The organism is Providencia sp. PROV252, assembly GCF_033676005.1.
Lineage (GTDB): Bacteria > Pseudomonadota > Gammaproteobacteria > Enterobacterales > Enterobacteriaceae > Providencia > Providencia vermicola.
The window spans coordinates 2,748,779-2,766,367 of record NZ_CP096294.1 but is presented as its reverse complement, the minus strand read 5'-3'; the positions used below and the strand labels follow the sequence as shown (position 1 = coordinate 2,766,367).

14 protein-coding genes and 1 tRNA gene are annotated in these 17,589 nt (G+C 38.9%); 11 read left to right on the top strand and 4 right to left on the bottom strand.

Annotation, left to right across the window (positions count from 1 at the left end; all coding sequences use genetic code 11):
- The 3 genes from M1F05_RS12760 (at position 1) to M1F05_RS12750 (ending at position 2,324) form a co-directional block, all read left to right on the top strand.
- Positions 1 to 1,149: a mannitol-1-phosphate 5-dehydrogenase gene (locus M1F05_RS12760; RefSeq protein WP_206082415.1), complete on the top strand. Its 1,149-nt coding sequence runs from the start codon at positions 1 to 3 to the stop codon at positions 1,147 to 1,149.
- 111 nt (positions 1,150 to 1,260) lie between these two features.
- Positions 1,261 to 1,791, top strand: a complete 531-nt coding sequence (locus M1F05_RS12755; protein WP_206082414.1) for an MltR family transcriptional regulator — start codon at positions 1,261 to 1,263, stop codon at positions 1,789 to 1,791.
- 110 nt (positions 1,792 to 1,901) lie between these two features.
- Positions 1,902 to 2,324 carry a GNAT family N-acetyltransferase gene (locus M1F05_RS12750; protein WP_206082413.1) on the top strand — a complete coding sequence of 141 codons (423 nt, stop codon included), beginning with the start codon at positions 1,902 to 1,904 and terminating at the stop codon, positions 2,322 to 2,324.
- Between the two features lie 5 nt (positions 2,325 to 2,329).
- Here M1F05_RS12750 and M1F05_RS12745 read toward each other — a convergent pair whose 3' ends face one another.
- Positions 2,330 to 2,761: a hypothetical protein gene (locus M1F05_RS12745; protein ID WP_206082412.1), complete on the bottom strand. Its 432-nt coding sequence runs from the start codon at positions 2,759 to 2,761 to the stop codon at positions 2,330 to 2,332.
- A gap of 1,256 nt (positions 2,762 to 4,017) precedes the next feature.
- Positions 4,018 to 4,092: transfer RNA gene (locus M1F05_RS12740), tRNA-Arg, on the bottom strand.
- Between the two features lie 564 nt (positions 4,093 to 4,656).
- On the opposite strand from M1F05_RS12740, the gene mlaA reads away from it, so the two are divergent.
- Positions 4,657 to 5,409 carry a phospholipid-binding lipoprotein MlaA gene (gene mlaA / locus M1F05_RS12735; protein ID WP_206082411.1) on the top strand — a complete coding sequence of 251 codons (753 nt, stop codon included), beginning with the start codon at positions 4,657 to 4,659 and terminating at the stop codon, positions 5,407 to 5,409.
- 553 nt (positions 5,410 to 5,962) lie between these two features.
- Here the strand turns inward: mlaA and fadL are convergent.
- Complete coding sequence (fadL, locus tag M1F05_RS12730) at positions 5,963 to 7,282, bottom strand: long-chain fatty acid transporter FadL (RefSeq protein ID WP_206082410.1); 1,320 nt, start codon at positions 7,280 to 7,282, stop codon at positions 5,963 to 5,965.
- 353 nt (positions 7,283 to 7,635) lie between these two features.
- Between fadL and M1F05_RS12725 the strand changes: the two genes are divergently transcribed.
- From M1F05_RS12725 to sixA, 4 genes are all read left to right on the top strand, one after another.
- On the top strand, positions 7,636 to 7,932 hold the full coding sequence (locus tag M1F05_RS12725) for a YfcZ/YiiS family protein (RefSeq protein ID WP_206082409.1): 297 nt from the start codon (positions 7,636 to 7,638) through the stop codon (positions 7,930 to 7,932).
- 274 nt (positions 7,933 to 8,206) lie between these two features.
- Entirely contained in the window at positions 8,207 to 9,526 is a 1,320-nt protein-coding gene (gene fadI / locus M1F05_RS12720) for an acetyl-CoA C-acyltransferase FadI (protein WP_206082408.1), read from the top strand.
- Positions 9,526 to 11,715 (top strand): fatty acid oxidation complex subunit alpha FadJ, encoded by a 2,190-nt coding sequence (gene fadJ / locus M1F05_RS12715; protein WP_206082407.1) that lies wholly within the window; start codon positions 9,526 to 9,528, stop codon positions 11,713 to 11,715. The genes fadI and fadJ overlap by 1 nt, the downstream gene beginning before the upstream one ends.
- A 314-nt stretch (positions 11,716 to 12,029) precedes the next feature.
- Entirely contained in the window at positions 12,030 to 12,512 is a 483-nt protein-coding gene (gene sixA, locus M1F05_RS12710) for a phosphohistidine phosphatase SixA (RefSeq protein WP_318825853.1), read from the top strand.
- Between the two features lie 21 nt (positions 12,513 to 12,533).
- On the opposite strand, the gene smrB is transcribed toward sixA, so the two are convergent.
- The gene (gene smrB, locus M1F05_RS12705) at positions 12,534 to 13,079 is read right to left on the bottom strand and encodes an endonuclease SmrB (RefSeq protein WP_206082405.1); all 546 of its coding nucleotides are present in this window, start codon (positions 13,077 to 13,079) and stop codon (positions 12,534 to 12,536) included.
- Positions 13,080 to 13,298: 219 nt separating this feature from the next.
- Between smrB and hutI the strand changes: the two genes are divergently transcribed.
- The 3 genes from hutI (at position 13,299) to hutU (ending at position 17,580) form a co-directional block, all read left to right on the top strand.
- The gene (hutI, locus tag M1F05_RS12700; protein ID WP_206082404.1) at positions 13,299 to 14,537 is read left to right on the top strand and encodes an imidazolonepropionase; all 1,239 of its coding nucleotides are present in this window, start codon (positions 13,299 to 13,301) and stop codon (positions 14,535 to 14,537) included.
- 306 nt (positions 14,538 to 14,843) lie between these two features.
- Positions 14,844 to 15,575 (top strand): histidine utilization repressor, encoded by a 732-nt coding sequence (hutC, locus tag M1F05_RS12695; RefSeq protein WP_206082403.1) that lies wholly within the window; start codon positions 14,844 to 14,846, stop codon positions 15,573 to 15,575.
- 325 nt (positions 15,576 to 15,900) lie between these two features.
- Positions 15,901 to 17,580 (top strand): urocanate hydratase, encoded by a 1,680-nt coding sequence (gene hutU, locus M1F05_RS12690; RefSeq protein ID WP_206082402.1) that lies wholly within the window; start codon positions 15,901 to 15,903, stop codon positions 17,578 to 17,580.
- The last annotated feature ends 9 nt before the right edge of the window (positions 17,581 to 17,589 follow it).

Here is a 17,589-nt window from a genome sequence, read left to right as displayed (position 1 = left end):
ATGAAAGTCATTCATTTTGGTGCAGGTAATATCGGTCGTGGTTTTATTGGTAAATTACTTTCTGATGCGAATTCACAACTCACATTTACCGATGTTAATCAGCCATTAATTGATCAGCTAGAGCATCAGCAGTCATATCAGGTTCATGTTGTTGGGCAAGAAAGTAGCATAGAAAAAGTACAAAATGTGCACGCAATTAATTCTAATGATCCAAAGACAATAGAATATATAGCCTCTGCAGATATGGTGACAACCGCAGTAGGCCCACAAATTCTCGAAAAAATAGCAGGGACTTTAGCGCAAGGTATTGCTTTAAGATGTAAATTAAATAACCAAAAGCCCCTCAATATTATTGCGTGTGAAAATATGGTTAGAGGAACAAGCCAATTAAAACGACATATTCTTGCTCAATTACCTGTAGAAACACACGGATGGGTTGAACAATATGTTGGTTTTGTTGACTCCGCCGTTGACCGGATTGTTCCTCCAATGGATGCAGCGAATGATGACCCTCTTTCTGTAACTGTCGAATCATTCAGTGAATGGATTGTCGACAAAACACAATTTATTGGCAATATTCCGACAATCGACGGTATGGAGTTGACGGATAATTTAATGGCATTTGTTGAGCGAAAACTATTCACGTTAAATACAGGCCATGCGATTACTGCATATCTAGGCCAATTATATGGCTACCAAACAATCAGAGATGCCATTAATGACCCTAAGATTCTCGCTATCGTAAAAGCTGCAATGGAAGAAAGTGGGCAAGTTTTAATTCAACGGTATGGGTTTAATGCAGATAAGCACCAGCAATATATTGAAAAAATATTAAGCCGCTTTGCTAACCCTTATTTAAAGGATGATGTGAGTCGAGTAGGGCGCCAACCTATTCGTAAACTCAGCCCTGAAGATAGATTGATTAAGCCACTATTGGGGACATTAGAGTATGAACTCCCTAATAAGAATTTGATAATGGGTATTGCAGCAGCGCTTCATTTTAGATGCACTAGTGACCCTCAATCTATTGAAATGACAGCTCTAATTGAAGATAAAGGTCTATATCAAGCTATAGTTGAATTAAGTGGACTTCAACATCACCCTGTCATTATTAATAAAATTTGTGCGCAGTATGAGCTAATGAAGTAGAGTAATAGGTAATATTACGGATAATGAGTTAATTGGTGAGGTTTAATCACTTTATGGTTAGTTGCGAATAAATATCAAGCTGCTGGCCATAAAGTGACAAAAGAAATTATTATGGAAAATAAACAAGACATTGAAAATCAAATTCTTGAACGGCTAAATCAGCGGCCAGAATTACATTTGTTTGTTCAAGAGGCTATTATTCTTATTTCACAAGCTATTGATAAGTTGATGTTAAAAGTGTTTAGAAAGGATGATTATGCCGTAAAATATGCGGTTGAACCTCTTTTAACAGGAAATGGCCCATTAGGTGATTTATCTGTACGTTTAAAATTGTTATTTGCTTTGGGAGCTATAACACGCGAAACCTATGAAGATATTGAATTATTTTTAGCATTAAATGACTCGTTATCTCACCAAGAATTAAAATTAGATTATACCGATGATGAAATAATAGGCAGTATTAAAACACTTCACTGTATAGGGCCATTACCTGAAATGATGCGTTTTGATCAACCTGAGGACATGGTTGACCAGCAGCTAATGAGTTTACAGAAACAACGCTATCAACAAATGGTCAAATCGTCTTTAGTGTTATCTGTTGCCGATTTAATTGCTCAAATATTAGAAACCGATGTTTTTTAATGAGTCACCGCATTTTATTTTTTCTTTATAAATCTTACTCACCTATTTACTTTATCATATAAGTATGTTCGAAATACCAATACGTATAACCAGAATGAATATAATTGAATATGAATATTGTTATTACACATGAAGTAAGTCCAGAAGATCGTGATGAATTACTGGCGGGGCTTCGTAGTTTTAATGTACAGTTTTTAGATGCCTCTCGATTCGGTCAACTAGGGGTATATTTTAAAGATGATGATGGTGTAATGCAGGGGGGCTTGATTGCAACAATCAGAGCCAATTGGTTATGTATTGATTATTTATGGGTAAGTGAATCTGCGAGAAATGAAGGAATAGGGAGGCAATTAATGCAAGCAGCTGAGCATGAGGCTTCAAAAGTAGGCTGCCTTCATTCTTTAGTCGATACATTTAGTTTTCAAGCATTACCATTCTACCAAAAATTAGGTTATATCCAGCAAATGTCACTGCCAGATTTTCCTGAAACGGGAATGCAATCTCATTATTTGACTAAAATGAATTTAAAATAGTGAAATTAATTGTCTTCATTACGTACATTCGAAAAACAATTGACCCCATTTGTTATTGTATTTTCATTTGCAATAGCAGATGGATTAACAGGTAAGTTTAATTGATTTACCCAGCATGCTAGGCTCTGTTCTGCATTTAATCCTACCCTTGTACTTTCATCATGAATTGAACGAATATTTATTGTTGAGTATTCCATCAATTTATTATCAATAAAGATAAACACATGATCCGCTTTCTGACTTGGCAGATTGGTTAATATTTGATCCGAATAAAATAACAAATCATACTGAGCTTGAGAGGCAGAGCTAATCGGTATCCCTTCAATTTTAATGACATCAGCTTTGCTCATTCCAGAAATAACGACTAATTTTCGCTCTTTCTTTGTGCAGGCTAAAAGTAAAAGTGGTAAAAAAAGAATAATGATAAAATTTTTCATTGATAGATTATCTCAGTGAATACGCGCAGTAGAGTTGATAATAGAAAGTTCTATTCTTGATAAAAATGTTCAGATGAAAAATAGGATTTTTCTATTTAGACTGATAAACGAACTGCCAGCACTGTTTTTCCCTAAGAGAGCAGATTATTCATAGTAACAGGAAAGTTTCAGTTGTTGGCTAACTAAGCAAGAGCCTCTAACTTGTATTCCTAATATATTGTGTATGCCCTGCCTACCGTTAATTGCGATATGAGTGCTCAAGTGGTACAAGTATGATTAGTTAGCTATATTGATGTAAACTTTTAATTGGTAATTAAAATGAATGAATCAAGTAGTCTGATAATTGCAGAAACGATAATTAATGTTAATAGTATCATGTTTTCAGATAACGCATTTTTTCTGCCTGTGTATATCTATAGAGTAGTAAATATTATTTATCAGGTGAATTTATTAATGTGATTTAGGCTAATATTGAAAGAAAACAAATTGATGTTACTAGCTGAGGAGGCTAAAACAGCCTGATATTCCTGAACAGGTAAATTGGAGTGAGATGCCTCAGTGATTCGCTGATGCCATAAGCGCTATAGCAAAGTGCAACTTGGACAAGAAATTCATTCGAGAGATTGAAAGGGCTAGGGAGGAAATTCAACATTCAACATTCAGCTAGATGGTGATTGCGAAAGCGACAAGAGCTACATAGATAGCAGATAAGACCAAGGACACACCGATGATTGTCCTAGCGAAAAGACATAAAACACTACTTGGTGGTGATTTTGGAAATAGTGCTGAAAAGCTCCAATAAGCAAGCCACAGGAGTAAAAAGGCAGCAAATAAAAGATAAATAACGGTGAATGTCACTACATATATTCCAATATTTACGTTAGATAGATGATTGCTATGATGCAACGTACGCTATGATCATTCCAAGCATGCACATGGTGGCTATCAGGCATATTCCAGCGATAACTCGAATAAAAGACCAGAAAGTATTGGTTCTGTCTATATTCCAAAAGCAAAAAAACACTGCAATCCCTAATATGATTTCATAAGTAATCAGTTCAGCCATGACGATACATACATCCGTATGATTAAGTGATTAACAATATACATAAGTCAAATATCAATAGCCATCAATTAAAGACTAATGTTCTCTCCACCATGTGTTCATGCCAGTTTAGCTTTGTATAGTTCGGCATAACATGAATAGTTGCTATGATTTTTTGTGAGGAGTGGGAATAGGTTGGTTTCGTTTGTACTGGTGTCCCCTGCAGGAATCGAACCTGCAACTAGCCCTTAGGAGGGGCTCGTTATATCCATTTAACTAAGGGGACTTTTGGCAGTCATTGCTAAACAGGGTTTGCATTTTACTGTCCGCATCCAATGGAATCAAGTTGTTACATAGAATTAATTCAATTTATTGCTAATGAGGCAATTTTGTATGATTTTTAGTCTTTCTTTTATTAAATAATTATCTGACACGTCACCTCGCATGGTAACGTATTTAAAGGTTGGCTGATGGGAACTGTGCTTACAGGATTAGCGGTTAAAATACGTATTAAACCAAAAAGTAATGGTGAAAGGCTCATTTTACAGTGATTTTTTCTTTTATTGATATATTTTTTATCTAATCGTTAAGTTAGCTTTTATTCTTGAGTAAAAATTGATGGCACTGCACACTATTTTCGAATATATAAAAACAATATTTAAATGGTTTTGTGTGAATTAGCCATAACTCTTATAATAATGGCATGATTAACTAGGGTATAATTAAAAGTCGATCTGTATAATCACTCAAAACGGTTAACAAAAATAATTTTTTCCCCTTATTATTATCAAATTCGTGAATATTGTGGAAAGTACCATAGCAGGGCGGTGCAGGGAATGGAGAAAGTGTTATGAAGTTTCGCATGACTAGCGTTTTTCTAGCGGGTGTATTAATTGCAGGTTGTGCAAGTAATATTGACCCAGATACGCAAGAACGTTCAGACCCATTAGAGGGTTTTAACCGAGCAATGTTTAATTTTAACTACAACGTCTTAGACCCTTATGTTTTAAGGCCTGTTGCTGTTGCTTGGAATGATTATGTTCCTATGCCTGCGCGTAATGGATTATCCAACTTCTTTGTTAACCTTGAAGAGCCTGCAAGTATGCTGAACAGTTTCTTGCGTGGGGAAGTGACCCAAGGGTTTAAACACTTTAACCGTTTCTTCCTCAATACGGTATTTGGTATGGGTGGGTTGATTGATGTTGCAACAATGGCGAATCCTCAATTAGCGAAAGAAGATCCTAAACGTTTTGGTAATACACTCGGTTACTATGATGTCGGTTATGGTCCTTATGTCGTTTTACCAGGATATGGGAGTGCAACACCACGAGAGGAAGGTGGGGATTTAGCTGATGGTTTATACCCAATGCTGAGCTATCTAACATTCTGGATGTCTGCAGGAAAATGGGCACTTGAAGGGATAGAAACAAGAGCACGATTGCTGGATTCCGATGGGTTACTTAAAAACTCTTCAGACCCATACTTAATGATGCGTGAAGCTTACTTCCAGCGTAATGATTTCTTATCAAATGGCGGCGTATTGAAAGCAACTGAAAACCCAAATGCAGCTGCAATTGAAGGGGATCTGGATTCGATTGATTAATTTGGTGAATTGACTCAGGAAGGTTTATCACTCTCTTGTCTAGATTAAAACGTGAGAGTGATAAATTAACAGCTAGTCATTGTCTCGCTTTCCTCGTTGGGTAACGGTGTCAATCAAGGCGATTACCCCTAACACCCCAATAAAACCTACTGTAAATAATGTCCCCATAAAACCCCCTACGTTTTTGTCATTGTTGCCTCTTTTGTACTTTTACTGCGAATTTATTGCATTAATAATACAGTTTAATGAATGGATACGTATTTTTTGTGTATCTGTATACTAAAATACGAGTATGGCTTGTGCTTGCAAATAAGAACATTCAGAGAATGAAAGGTAATCTAATGAAATATATAAGGATTTATCTGAAAAAAGTTTATAGGGCTAATTTTTAGTATAAAAGTAGAAATTTAGATAAGAATTATTTTATTAACAATTAATTTACATGAGGGGGTGGTAAGGGTCAAGATAAATTTATGATAGGGATGTTTTTTTGAACACTGAGAGAGTGGGGCTATCAGGGAGTTGCCTCCCCGATAGTTAAGCATTCGGTTTATTAGAATGCGTAGTTAAAGTTCACACCGTATAACCAAGCAGAGCCTTCAGATTTGAATTGGTATGTACCTAAAGGTAATTTATCTGTTTCTACAAGTTTTTCATTTATGTTCACTTTCTTACCATGCATATAAGAAATACCTACATCAATAGAGGCATCTTCGTTAAATGCATAGGTGCTTCCTACGCTCAACCAATAGCGATCTTGATCAGGTATAGAAATGGAACGATATTTGGATGGAACAGGGCTTTCGTCATAAGCAATACCAGTACGGAATGTCCAGTTATCATTGTAGAAATAGGTTGTACCTATTGCAAACCGCCATGCATCATCAAAGTTTTCTGCTTTGTGGAATAATTGTTTGTTATCGCTACTACGATATGCAGTAAGATCTTTAAACTCACTCCAACCAGTATAAGCTACGCTGTAGTGGAGTGCCCATTTCGGTGCGACTTTATGATAACCAGAAAATTCCCAAATATCAGGTAAATTAAGATCTAGCTTACCCTTAATTTTGTTGCCGTCAGTTCCAACAATTCCGACCATATTAAGGGCTGGGTTATTACTCGGTAGGTCATTCGAGTATTTTCCGTCTTTGAATTTAACTTTGACTTTTGAGCGATAGGTTAAACTGAAACGATTATCGTCATTTAGTTCATAAAGGATACCAGCATTCCAACCATAGCCCCAGTCATCACCTGTTAATTTAGCCATGGTAGTGCTTGGACCCATATTGTTAAGTCCTAGCATAGGGCCTAACTGGCTTAAATCACCTGCGTGACGAGTGATCTCCGCATCAGCGTAAACCGCATTTGCACCAAGACCAAAACTAAAGTTGTTATTTAAACGGTATGCGCCGCTTAAATTTAAGTTAACAGTTTTTAAATCGGTTTTTCCACCGATAGGGCCTGCTGCATAACTTTTATTAAAATCCGTTGCTAAGCCGAAGTTAGTTGTCATGGATGTACCAACAGCCCACTTATCATTAACGGGGAAAATAAAGTGCGCATTAGGGACAACAGCACTTGGTGCGATATCATTAGCTGTTAAACGACCGTCATTTCGGCCTTTAATATCAACACTTGGGTCAATATACACAGCACCGATAGAAAGAGATGGTCGGTCAAATAGCATCATCGCAGCAGGGTTACGGCTTCCCTCACTTGCGTTGTCGCCCATCGCACCTGCCCCAGAAAACGCACGTCCCAGTGCGGATGTTGAATATTCATTGAGCAAAAAGCCAGCCGCGCCGGCGTTGGATGATACAATTGCCACTGCTATTGCTAAAGCTGACTTAGAAAACAGGTTTTTCTGGCTCATGACCAAAACCCTCTTATGTTTTATTTTAAATAAAGCGACTTCTATCGCAAGAAGCGCAGAATTGTAGGGTCCATTGTCGCCATGACAAATCAGACCAGTTACTAGAGTATAGGTCTGACCACCCGATATGTTGCAAGTCTGTTTTGTGTTTATTGCGACTTCGTTTTCAAAAATGCGATGTATTTAACAAAATAGCAACATAAAGTGACGAAATGGGAGCAATAAATAATCAGATACGGGGTAAGATCAAACTTATGTTTAATTATTAGCAATAAGTTTTGATTCACACTGGTTTTTACCACTTTTTCAGCGTTATGATAGCCACTTAACAGTTTGTTTATTTGGAGAATAAAATGACTGATGCGATTAACCGTTGTAGTGCGGATGAAACAGCAGCTTGCTGCTGTGTAGATGTAGGCACAGTGCTGGACAACAAAGACTGTACTGCGTCGTATCAGCATGTTTTTGCCACACAAGGTGAAGCGGAATCCATGTTGAAGATGCTCACAGAAAAAGCGAAGTCTGTTGAGTCTGAACCCTGTGCGATTAACCATACTTTTAAACAAGTTAATGGTGGTGTTGAACTGAGCGCAGAATTTAGTTTTAGCTGTGAAGCAGAAAGCCTGATTTTTCAGCTAGGCCTTCGTTAATCAAACGTTTGAATCTATTAGGTGAACCCTTCTACTGTGATAGCGCCCTTTTATTAGGTGGCTAAGCGTTAGAAGGGTTTTTGATATTAGGTAGACCCATTCCTTTCTTTTTCGCACTATTTTTATGCTAACTTGCGTGCGCGCTCCCATTTTTTAGTCAATGCAATTGATAATTGTGAAAATTATGTTAACAATCATTACAGGTCAGACCTCTTTCGGCCAGTCATGAAAAAATTAACAATAATTTTTTATTTATGCTTTTGCAGGAGCGACCATGAATCAACATTCCCACCATGGTGACAGTACATATTCAACAAAAGAGCGTATTGCTATTGTCAGTGGTTTACGTTTACCGTTTGCAAAGCAATCAACAGCATATCAAGGTGTTGCTGCTGTAGATTTAGGCAAAGCAGTAGTCGCTGAATTATTAGTTCGTAGTGATTTAGATAACCAGTTGATTGAGCAACTTGTATTTGGCCAAGTGGTTCAAATGCCTGAAGCACCCAATATTGCACGGGAAATTGTGCTTGGAACGGGGATGAGCGTTTCAACAGATGCTTACAGCGTTTCAAGGGCGTGCGCGACAAGTTTTCAAGCCATTGTGAATGTGGCTCAAAGTATGATGGTTGGGGATATTACTGTTGGTGTTGCAGGAGGGGCAGATTCCTCTTCAGTTTTACCGATTGGTGTTTCGAAAAAATTAGCAGCAACATTACTTGCTTTGAGTAAGGCAAAGTCGGTTGGACAAAAATTATCGCTTATCGCGAAATTACGCTTAAAAGACTTAATGCCAGTCGCACCTGGTGTTGCTGAATACTCAACAGGGCTTCGCATGGGGGATACCGCGGAGCAAATGGCTAAAAGTTACCACATTACGAGAGAACAACAAGATGAGCTAGCACATCGTTCACACGTCCTTGCTGCAAAAGCGTGGGATGGAGGCCTACTAAACGATGAGGTCATGACTGCGTATTTGCCGCCTTTTAAGCACGCTTTTTCGCAGGACAATAATGTACGAGGAAATTCAGTATTGTCCTCTTATGCTAAATTAAAACCCGCATTTGACCGTAAATATGGCAGTGTAACAGCTGCAAATAGTACACCTTTAACCGATGGTGCAGCAGCGGTATTAATGATGACAGAGTCAAGGGCAAAAGCATTGGGTTATACCCCGCTGGGTTATATTCGTAGTTACGCTTTTAGCGCGATTGATGTGTGGGAAGACATGCTATTGGGGCCATCCTATGCAACGCCCATAGCCCTGAAGCGCGCAGGGTTATCTTTACAAGATCTCACTTTAATTGATATGCACGAGGCTTTCGCCGCTCAAACATTGGCAAACATCAAAATGTTTGGTAGTCGCCAATTTGCACAAGATAAATTAGGTTTAACACAAGCCATTGGCGAGATAGACATGGACAAATTTAATGTTCTCGGTGGTTCTATCGCTTACGGGCACCCATTTGCGGCGACAGGCGCCAGAATGGTGACTCAAACATTAAATGAACTTCGTCGTCGTGGTGGTGGTTTTGGTTTAACAACAGCTTGTGCTGCAGGCGGGTTAGGTGTAGCTATGATTTTAGAGGTGGAATAATGACACAAAATTCTACTACAGAATTAGTAATGGATAAGCTGCCGCAGGCTTTCTCATTAGAAATTTATGACGAGAACGTAGGGGTGATTTTCATTGATGTGCCAAATGAAAAGGTCAATACGCTTAAAGCTGAATTTGCGCAGCAGTTTCTAACCATCTTACAAAAAGCGCAATCCACCTCGGGTTTAAAAGGGCTAGTTATTACCTCAGGTAAAAAAGATAACTTTATTGCGGGTGCGGATATCAGCATGATTGCGCACTGTGAATCGAAAGCGCAAGCCAGTGAGTTATCAAAGGAAGGGCATTTATTATTCGACAAAATAGATAATTACCCGTTGCCGATTATTGCTGCTATCCATGGCGCATGCTTAGGTGGAGGGTTGGAGTTAGCATTAGCTTGTCATGCGAGGGTTTGCTCAAATGATGATAAAACCCGCTTAGGTTTGCCAGAAGTACAGTTAGGCTTGTTGCCAGGGTCTGGTGGAACTCAACGTTTACCACGTTTGATTGGCATTCCACATGCACTTGATCTAATGCTGACAGGACGTCAGCTAAAGGGCAAACAAGCACTTAAATTAGGGCTTGTGGATGATGTTGTTCCAGAGTCAATTTTATTAGATGTCGCCGTTAAAATGGTGAAAAAAGGTGGCGTAAAACGACCTGCTATTCATTGGCAACAGCGCTTATTGAGTTGTAAATTACTGCGTAATCAAGTGTTTAATAGTGCAAGGCAAAAAGTATTGGGTAAAACCAAAGGGCATTATCCCGCTCCTGAAAAAATTATTCATACAGTAAAAATAGGGATGAACAAAGGAGTACAGGCTGGGTATGCAGAAGAAGCTAAAGCATTTGGCGAGTTAGTTATGACGCCTGAATCAGCGGCTTTACGTAATTTATTTTTTGCAGTCACAGCATTAAAAAATGAAACAGGTGCACAAGCTAAGCCGTTGAATATCAAGCAAGTTGGTGTACTAGGTGGCGGGCTAATGGGCGGCGGGATCGCATATGTGAGCGCAACTCAAGGAAAGGTACCTGTTCGTATTAAAGATATTTCAGAAAAAGGCATTGCTCAGGCCTTGAAATATAGCTGGGATTTATTAACCCAACGCGTCAGCAAACGTCGGTTATTGGCACGTGAACGCGATGCAACAATGGCTAAAATTTCAGGGACATTGAATTACAAAGGGTTAGAAACCGCAGATCTGGTTATTGAAGCTGTTTTTGAAGATTTGGCGCTAAAAAGAAAAATGGTTTCTGATGTTGAAAAAATGACGAGGAAGGACGTTATTTTTGCGTCGAATACATCTTCGTTACCTATTCATCAGATAGCCGCCAATGCGCAACATCCAGAACGGGTTATTGGTTTACATTATTTTAGTCCTGTCGATAAAATGCCATTGGTTGAAGTTATTCCACATAAACAAACAGATGAGACAACGATTTCTACTGTTGTGGAGTTTGCTAAACGGCAAGGTAAAACAGCCATTGTGGTTGGCGATGATGCGGGCTTTTATGTTAACCGAATACTGGCACCTTTTTTATGTGAGGCTGCGCAATGCCTTATTGAAGGAGAATCTATTGACCATATTGACAGTGCATTGGTTGGGTTTGGTTTTCCTGTTGGGCCATTTAATCTACTCGATGAAGTTGGTATCGACGTTGGCATTAAAATTTTACCTATTTTAGTTGAACGGTTTGGGGAAAGATTTAAAGCTCCAGATGTCTTGGATAAAGTTGTTAAAGATGACCGTAAGGGTAAGAAAAACGGTAAAGGTTTTTATGAATACGGGCATTCTTCGGGTAAGTTACTATTTTGGAAAAAAACTAAAAAACGGCAGGTGGATAAAACAGTTTATTCCCTTATTGATATCACGCCAGAAAACAAGTTGAGTAAAACGGATATTGCTCAACGTTGTGTGATGATGATGTTAAATGAAGCGGCCCGTTGCCTTGATGAGAAAATTATTCGTAGCGCAAGGGATGGTGATGTGGGTGCCGTTTTTGGTATCGGTTTCCCACCGTTTTTTGGCGGCCCGTTCAGGTATATGGATAATTTTGGTATCACGAAAACGGTAGAGACGTTAAAAACACTTGCTGCACGTCATGGTGATAAATTCCAACCCTGTGACTTATTATGCAGAATGGCTCAGAATAACCAGACGTTTTATGCTGTTGATGACCAAGAATAGCGAAAGTGGGTTAAACACTATTTTTGTTAGTTAGAGAGGGTTATGCGATAAGCTATAAATGCAATTGAATACCCTGAAAAATAAAGCCTGAGCTGAATATTGGCTATTCAGTCTTCAGGCTTTTTTAATCGATTGATTTAATAAGTCTTGGTAAAGAACACTAAAAAATCAACAAAAAGTCACTTAAATCATTTTAATTGTTGATTATTTAATGCAGAATCACTTTTTACCCCAACTGATGGTTACTTTTACAATAATTATCTTAACAAAAAGAATAGCCACTTTAAGTCAGTAGGCTACTCAGATGGTGGATTATGCAAGTTTATATTATGCGTCACGGCGATGCAGCGTTACATGCGGCAAGCGATGCCGAGAGGCCATTAACACAAAAGGGAATAGATGAGTCAATATTAATGGCTAAATGGTTGAAAAACCGAGGTATTGAAATTGACACTGTATTAGTAAGCCCTTACCTAAGAGCATTACAAACGGAAAAAATAGTAGGTGAACACCTTAAACTTCCATTGCAAAATGAGGTTTTAGCGCAATTAACGCCAGGTGGAAACGCGGCTTTTGTTGCCGATCATATACGCGATTTAGCGGTGACAGGTGCAAAGGCAATATTGGTTGTATCCCATTTACCTTTAGTTGGCTATTTAGTTTCACAACTCTGCCCACAGAAAGAACCGCCGATGTTTACAACATCAATGATTGCATGTATTGAATTGGATTTGGCTTTTCAAAAAAGTGATGTTGAATGGATGTTGAGTCCGTCACAGTTACTATTCGCTAAATAAACCATCCAGTAATAAGAGCACTTAACGGCGAGTGCTCTCGTTGGTTTCAATCAAAAGTAGCAACGCTGCATTGCCACCCCATTCTTTAGGTGCTTGATGAAATGCAATAATATCAGGATGTTGTGCAAGCCATAGTGGTGTTTGTTGCTTTAATATATGTTTACCATGTCCATGCATAATGCACGCACAATACACATTTTCGCGTTTGCAAGCAGCTATTAGCGCCCCAATTTCTTGCTTAGCTTCCATTTGAGTCAATCCATGTAAATCAAGAAATAATTCAGGCGTATAGTCCCCACGACGTAATTTCTTTAACTCATAAGGATTAGAATCAGGTTTTAAATAACGAGTTGGGCCTTCATTTTCAAGCTGTGGCTGAAATTCATCAGAAAAGTAGAAAGAAGCATCAACTTGTTCCTGTTTCATTTTTTTGTCAGAAGGTTTTGTGACTTTCACTCGCACAGGTGCATGTAGGACTTGATCCTGATTAATTTTTTTTGCGCCACGAATTGCTTCTTTAAATAGATGAATTTCATCATCTTTAAGTCCAAATTTATTTTTCGTCATTTTACTAATGTGTATATAGTCATTTTCGCTGGTCTTTAGTGTAACCTATTTTAAAGGGGGATGGAGACAAAAGCATTTTTTAGCGTGACATAACAAAATTGTCACCTTTTGAGCGGCAGAGATTGACAAACTGGGTATAACTAGTCTAATTGTATATACATATCTATACCATTATTTTTCAAACTAATAAATCAACCTGCTACGACAATAGGAAAACTGATGCTATTTAAAACGCTGCCACAAGATGTGATCTGGCGTCATGGTCGTATTGCGACAATGGATTCAGATCGAATTGAGCCTTATGGGCTTATCGAAAATCATGATCTTGTCGTTCGTGATAATCAAATTATTGCAATTTTACCGCCAGAGAAAATTGAACAAAACCAATGTCAGATTATTGATGTAAAAGGAAAACTAATTACTCCAGGATTAATTGATTGCCATACCCATTTAGTTTTTGGCGGTGACCGAGCTACTGAGTGGGAACAGCGTATGAATGGTGTTTCATATGAAACCATCAGTGCACAGGGTGGGGGAATTAATTCAACAGTTCGTGCAACCAGGCAAATGAGCGAAGCTGAGTTATTTGAAAAAGCACAGCCAAGGTTAGATGTATTAATTCGTGAAGGTGTAACGAGCATTGAAATGAAATCGGGTTATGGCCTTGATTATCAAAACGAAGAAAAGCAATTACGAGTCGCAAAAAGATTACTTGCAGAATATCCTATTTCTATTTCTTCAACTTTGCTATCCGCTCACACGGTGCCACCTGAATTTAAAGGAAAACCAGATGAATATATTGACCTTATTTGTCAAAAAATCATGCCAGAACTATGGAATAAAGGGCTATTTGATGCTGTTGATGTATTTTGTGAAAGTGTAGGCTTTTCTCTTAAGCAAAGTGAAAAATTGTTTGCGGCTGCCCAACAATTAGGGATCCCCGTTAAAGGCCATGTTGAGCAATTATCTAATCTTGGTGGTAGTGAGTTAGTGGCACGCTATCATGGTTTATCGGTTGACCATATTGAATACTTAGATTTGGCTGGAATTAAAGCGCTTAAAGAAAGTGGGACAGTGGCTGTGTTGTTACCTGGTGCATTTTATTTCTTACGGGAAACGAAGTTACCACCGATTGACTTATTACGTGAACATCAAGTACCAATGGCAATATCAACGGATTTTAATCCGGGAACAAGTCCATTTGCATCATTACGTTTGATCATGAACATGGCGGCGGTATTATTTAAATTAACCCCAGAGGAAATATGGGCTGGAGTGACGCGCCATGCGGCAAAAGCTTTAGGTAAAGAGCACACTCATGGTCAGTTAAAAGTTGGGTTTACCGCAGATTTTATCGTTTGGAATGCCAAAGACCCTGTAGAGATGATTTATGAGCAGGGCAGTAATCCGATGCATATGCGTGTCTATCAAGGGCAAATTACACACCATAACCAATAATATTGATAACCGTTAGCATAAAAAAAGACATTTAAATTGGCGTGATAATCGCCATAATTAATTAATAAAGTTCTTATTGCCGTATATAGTGTAAGTGGTCACTATATATGGCAGTATTTTGTTTTCTGTTTTTTATTAAGCATCATTGTTTAATTACACAATTAACGCGTTTTAAATATGATGGATTTTATTCGCGACTGTCATGATGACGATATCCGATAGCACTAAGGCCGCGTTGCGTAACGTAATGACGATTAAAACAGCATACGCATATTCAAGATTTTAATGACTAATTTGGAATGAACAGTGACAGCCGAACAAAAAAATAAACAAGGAACGCCAGTTCCACTCTATTTGCAAGTTAAGCAATCCATTATTGAAAAAATACACACTGCAAAGTGGCGTGCGAATGATCGCATCCCCTCTGAATCTGAACTTGTTTCTCAATTTCAATGTAGCCGAATGACGGCTAACCGTGCTTTAAGAGAATTAACAGCGGAAGGGTTACTTGTTCGTTTACAGGGGGTCGGAACATTTGTTGCTGAACCGAAAGGGCAGTCTGCATTATTTGAAATTCACAGTATTGAAGCGGAAATTATTGCAAGAAACCATAAATACAGCTGTCGGATTATTAAATTAGAAGAAATACAGGCGTCAACATCACTAGCAAGTGAACTGAATATTCCTCCAGAAACCCCAGTATTCCATTCGATTATTATACATATGGAAAATGATGTTCCAGTTCAAATTGAAGACCGTTATGTCAATGCGTTGGCTGCACCAGACTACCTTAAGCAGAATTTTTTAGCCGTCACGCCTCATGATTACTTATCTCAAGTAGCACCTCTGACTCAAGGTGAGCATATTGTTGAAGCGGTTGAGGCAGATGAGCGCTCAGCGAAGTTGTTACAAATCAATGCGGGGGCATCTTGTTTGCTAATTACTCGTCGCACGTGGTCACAAGCATTTATTGTTACCAGCACTAAATTATTGTTTCCTGGAAATCGTTATAAACTTAAAGGTAGCTTTTCTTCCTAACGCCATTATTTATAAACGGAATCTTGCTTAAGGTGATTTTCCGTTTTGCCATTCTCTAAATATCATTCCCCTTTTTGTTTTCGACTAACTTAGTGTAAACGCATTGTGAAATAAATGTGATCTCACAGGCAAATTTAGAAGAAAAAAACAGCGGTTATAAAAAAAGCAGAATACCTATCTCAATGTTTTATCAAACGAAAAAACCTTTTTATATCAAATTTTTTTAATTTTTATGTTAAAAAATGGATTGATCATACATGTCTATACAACTATATCTATATAAACATAAATGGTATCCAATGATTCGATAAAAGAGGGTATATAAGTGACTGCACTAAATAATAAATACAGAAATATCGAAATTAGAGCACCGCATGGGAATACATTAACGGCAAAAAGTTGGCTGACGGAAGCACCATTGCGTATGTTAATGAATAACCTTGATCCAGATGTTGCTGAAAATCCTCATGAACTGGTGGTGTATGGCGGAATTGGTCGTGCTGCACGTAATTGGCAATGCTATGACCAAATCATTGAATCACTAAAACAACTTGAAAACGATGAAACACTGCTTGTGCAATCAGGTAAACCCGTTGGTGTATTTAAAACTCATTCGAATGCACCACGGGTATTAATTGCTAATTCAAACTTAGTCCCACACTGGGCAAATTGGGAGCATTTCAATGAGCTCGACGCTAAGGGGTTAGCGATGTACGGGCAAATGACTGCGGGAAGTTGGATTTACATCGGTAGCCAAGGGATCGTGCAAGGCACATATGAAACGTTTGTAGAAGCTGCCCGCCAGCATTTTAAGGGGGATTTAACGGGGCGCTGGGTATTAACTGCAGGGCTAGGTGGTATGGGGGGAGCTCAGCCATTAGCTGCCACATTAGCAGGAGCTTGTTCACTCAATATTGAATGCCAACAAAGCCGCATCGATTTTCGCTTAAGAACTCACTATGTTGACGAGCAAGCTATTGATCTTGATGACGCGCTTGCCCGTATCAAAAAATATACCGCCCAAGGTAAAGCTATTTCCATTGCACTGTGTGCAAATGCTGCGGAAGTCCTGCCTGAACTGGTTAAACGCGGTGTGAAACCAGATATGGTGACCGACCAAACCAGTGCCCATGACCCATTAAATGGTTATTTACCCGTTGGAATGACATGGGATGAATACCGCGAGCAAAGCGTAAAAGACCCGCAAGGTACCGCGCTTGCCGCGAAAAAATCTATGGCTGAACATGTTAAAGCAATGTTAGCGTTTAAACAGCAAGGTATTCCAACGTTTGATTATGGCAATAATATTCGCCAAATGGCACTGGAAATGGGCGTCGAAAATGCATTTGATTTCCCTGGTTTTGTTCCCGCTTATATTCGCCCGTTATTTTGTCGTGGAATTGGCCCATTCCGCTGGGTTGCTTTGTCGGGAGATCCTGAAGACATTTATAAAACAGATGCCAAAGTTAAAGAATTACTGCCAGATGACAAGCACTTACACCGCTGGTTAGATATGGCTCGTGAGCGTATTAGCTTCCAAGGGTTACCTGCGCGTATCTGTTGGGTTGGGTTGGGGGATAGAGCAAAACTCGGCTTAGCATTTAATGAGATGGTCAGAAGTGGCGAGGTTTCAGCGCCAATCGTGATTGGTCGTGACCATTTAGATTCAGGCTCAGTTGCTAGCCCTAATCGTGAAACTGAAGCCATGAAAGATGGCTCTGATGCGGTATCAGATTGGCCACTACTCAATGCGTTATTGAACACTGCAAGTGGTGCGACGTGGGTATCACTGCACCACGGTGGCGGTGTGGGGATGGGCTTTTCACAACATTCAGGTGTGGTCATTGTGTGTGATGGCACTGATGAAGCCGCTGAGCGGATTGCTAGAGTGCTTCACAATGACCCTGCTACAGGTGTTATGCGTCATGCTGATGCAGGATATGACATTGCAATTGATTGCGCGAAAGAAAAAAACCTTAATTTACCTATGATTAAAGCTCGCTAAGGAGTGCCA

Coding starts and splice junctions, on each gene's coding strand:
- fadL (WP_206082410.1), bottom strand. CDS start 7,282: ATGAGCCAGAAAAACCTGTTTTCTAAGTCAGCTTTAGCAATAGCAGTG.
- M1F05_RS12725 (WP_206082409.1), top strand. CDS start 7,636: ATGACTGATGCGATTAACCGTTGTAGTGCGGATGAAACAGCAGCTTGC.
- hutI (WP_206082404.1), top strand. CDS start 13,299: ATGCTATTTAAAACGCTGCCACAAGATGTGATCTGGCGTCATGGTCGT.
- mlaA (WP_206082411.1), top strand. CDS start 4,657: ATGAAGTTTCGCATGACTAGCGTTTTTCTAGCGGGTGTATTAATTGCA.
- smrB (WP_206082405.1), bottom strand. CDS start 13,079: ATGACGAAAAATAAATTTGGACTTAAAGATGATGAAATTCATCTATTT.
- M1F05_RS12755 (WP_206082414.1), top strand. CDS start 1,261: ATGGAAAATAAACAAGACATTGAAAATCAAATTCTTGAACGGCTAAAT.
- sixA (WP_318825853.1), top strand. CDS start 12,030: ATGCAAGTTTATATTATGCGTCACGGCGATGCAGCGTTACATGCGGCA.
- M1F05_RS12745 (WP_206082412.1), bottom strand. CDS start 2,761: ATGAAAAATTTTATCATTATTCTTTTTTTACCACTTTTACTTTTAGCC.
- fadJ (WP_206082407.1), top strand. CDS start 9,526: ATGACACAAAATTCTACTACAGAATTAGTAATGGATAAGCTGCCGCAG.
- M1F05_RS12750 (WP_206082413.1), top strand. CDS start 1,902: ATGAATATTGTTATTACACATGAAGTAAGTCCAGAAGATCGTGATGAA.
- M1F05_RS12760 (WP_206082415.1), top strand. CDS start 1: ATGAAAGTCATTCATTTTGGTGCAGGTAATATCGGTCGTGGTTTTATT.
- fadI (WP_206082408.1), top strand. CDS start 8,207: ATGAATCAACATTCCCACCATGGTGACAGTACATATTCAACAAAAGAG.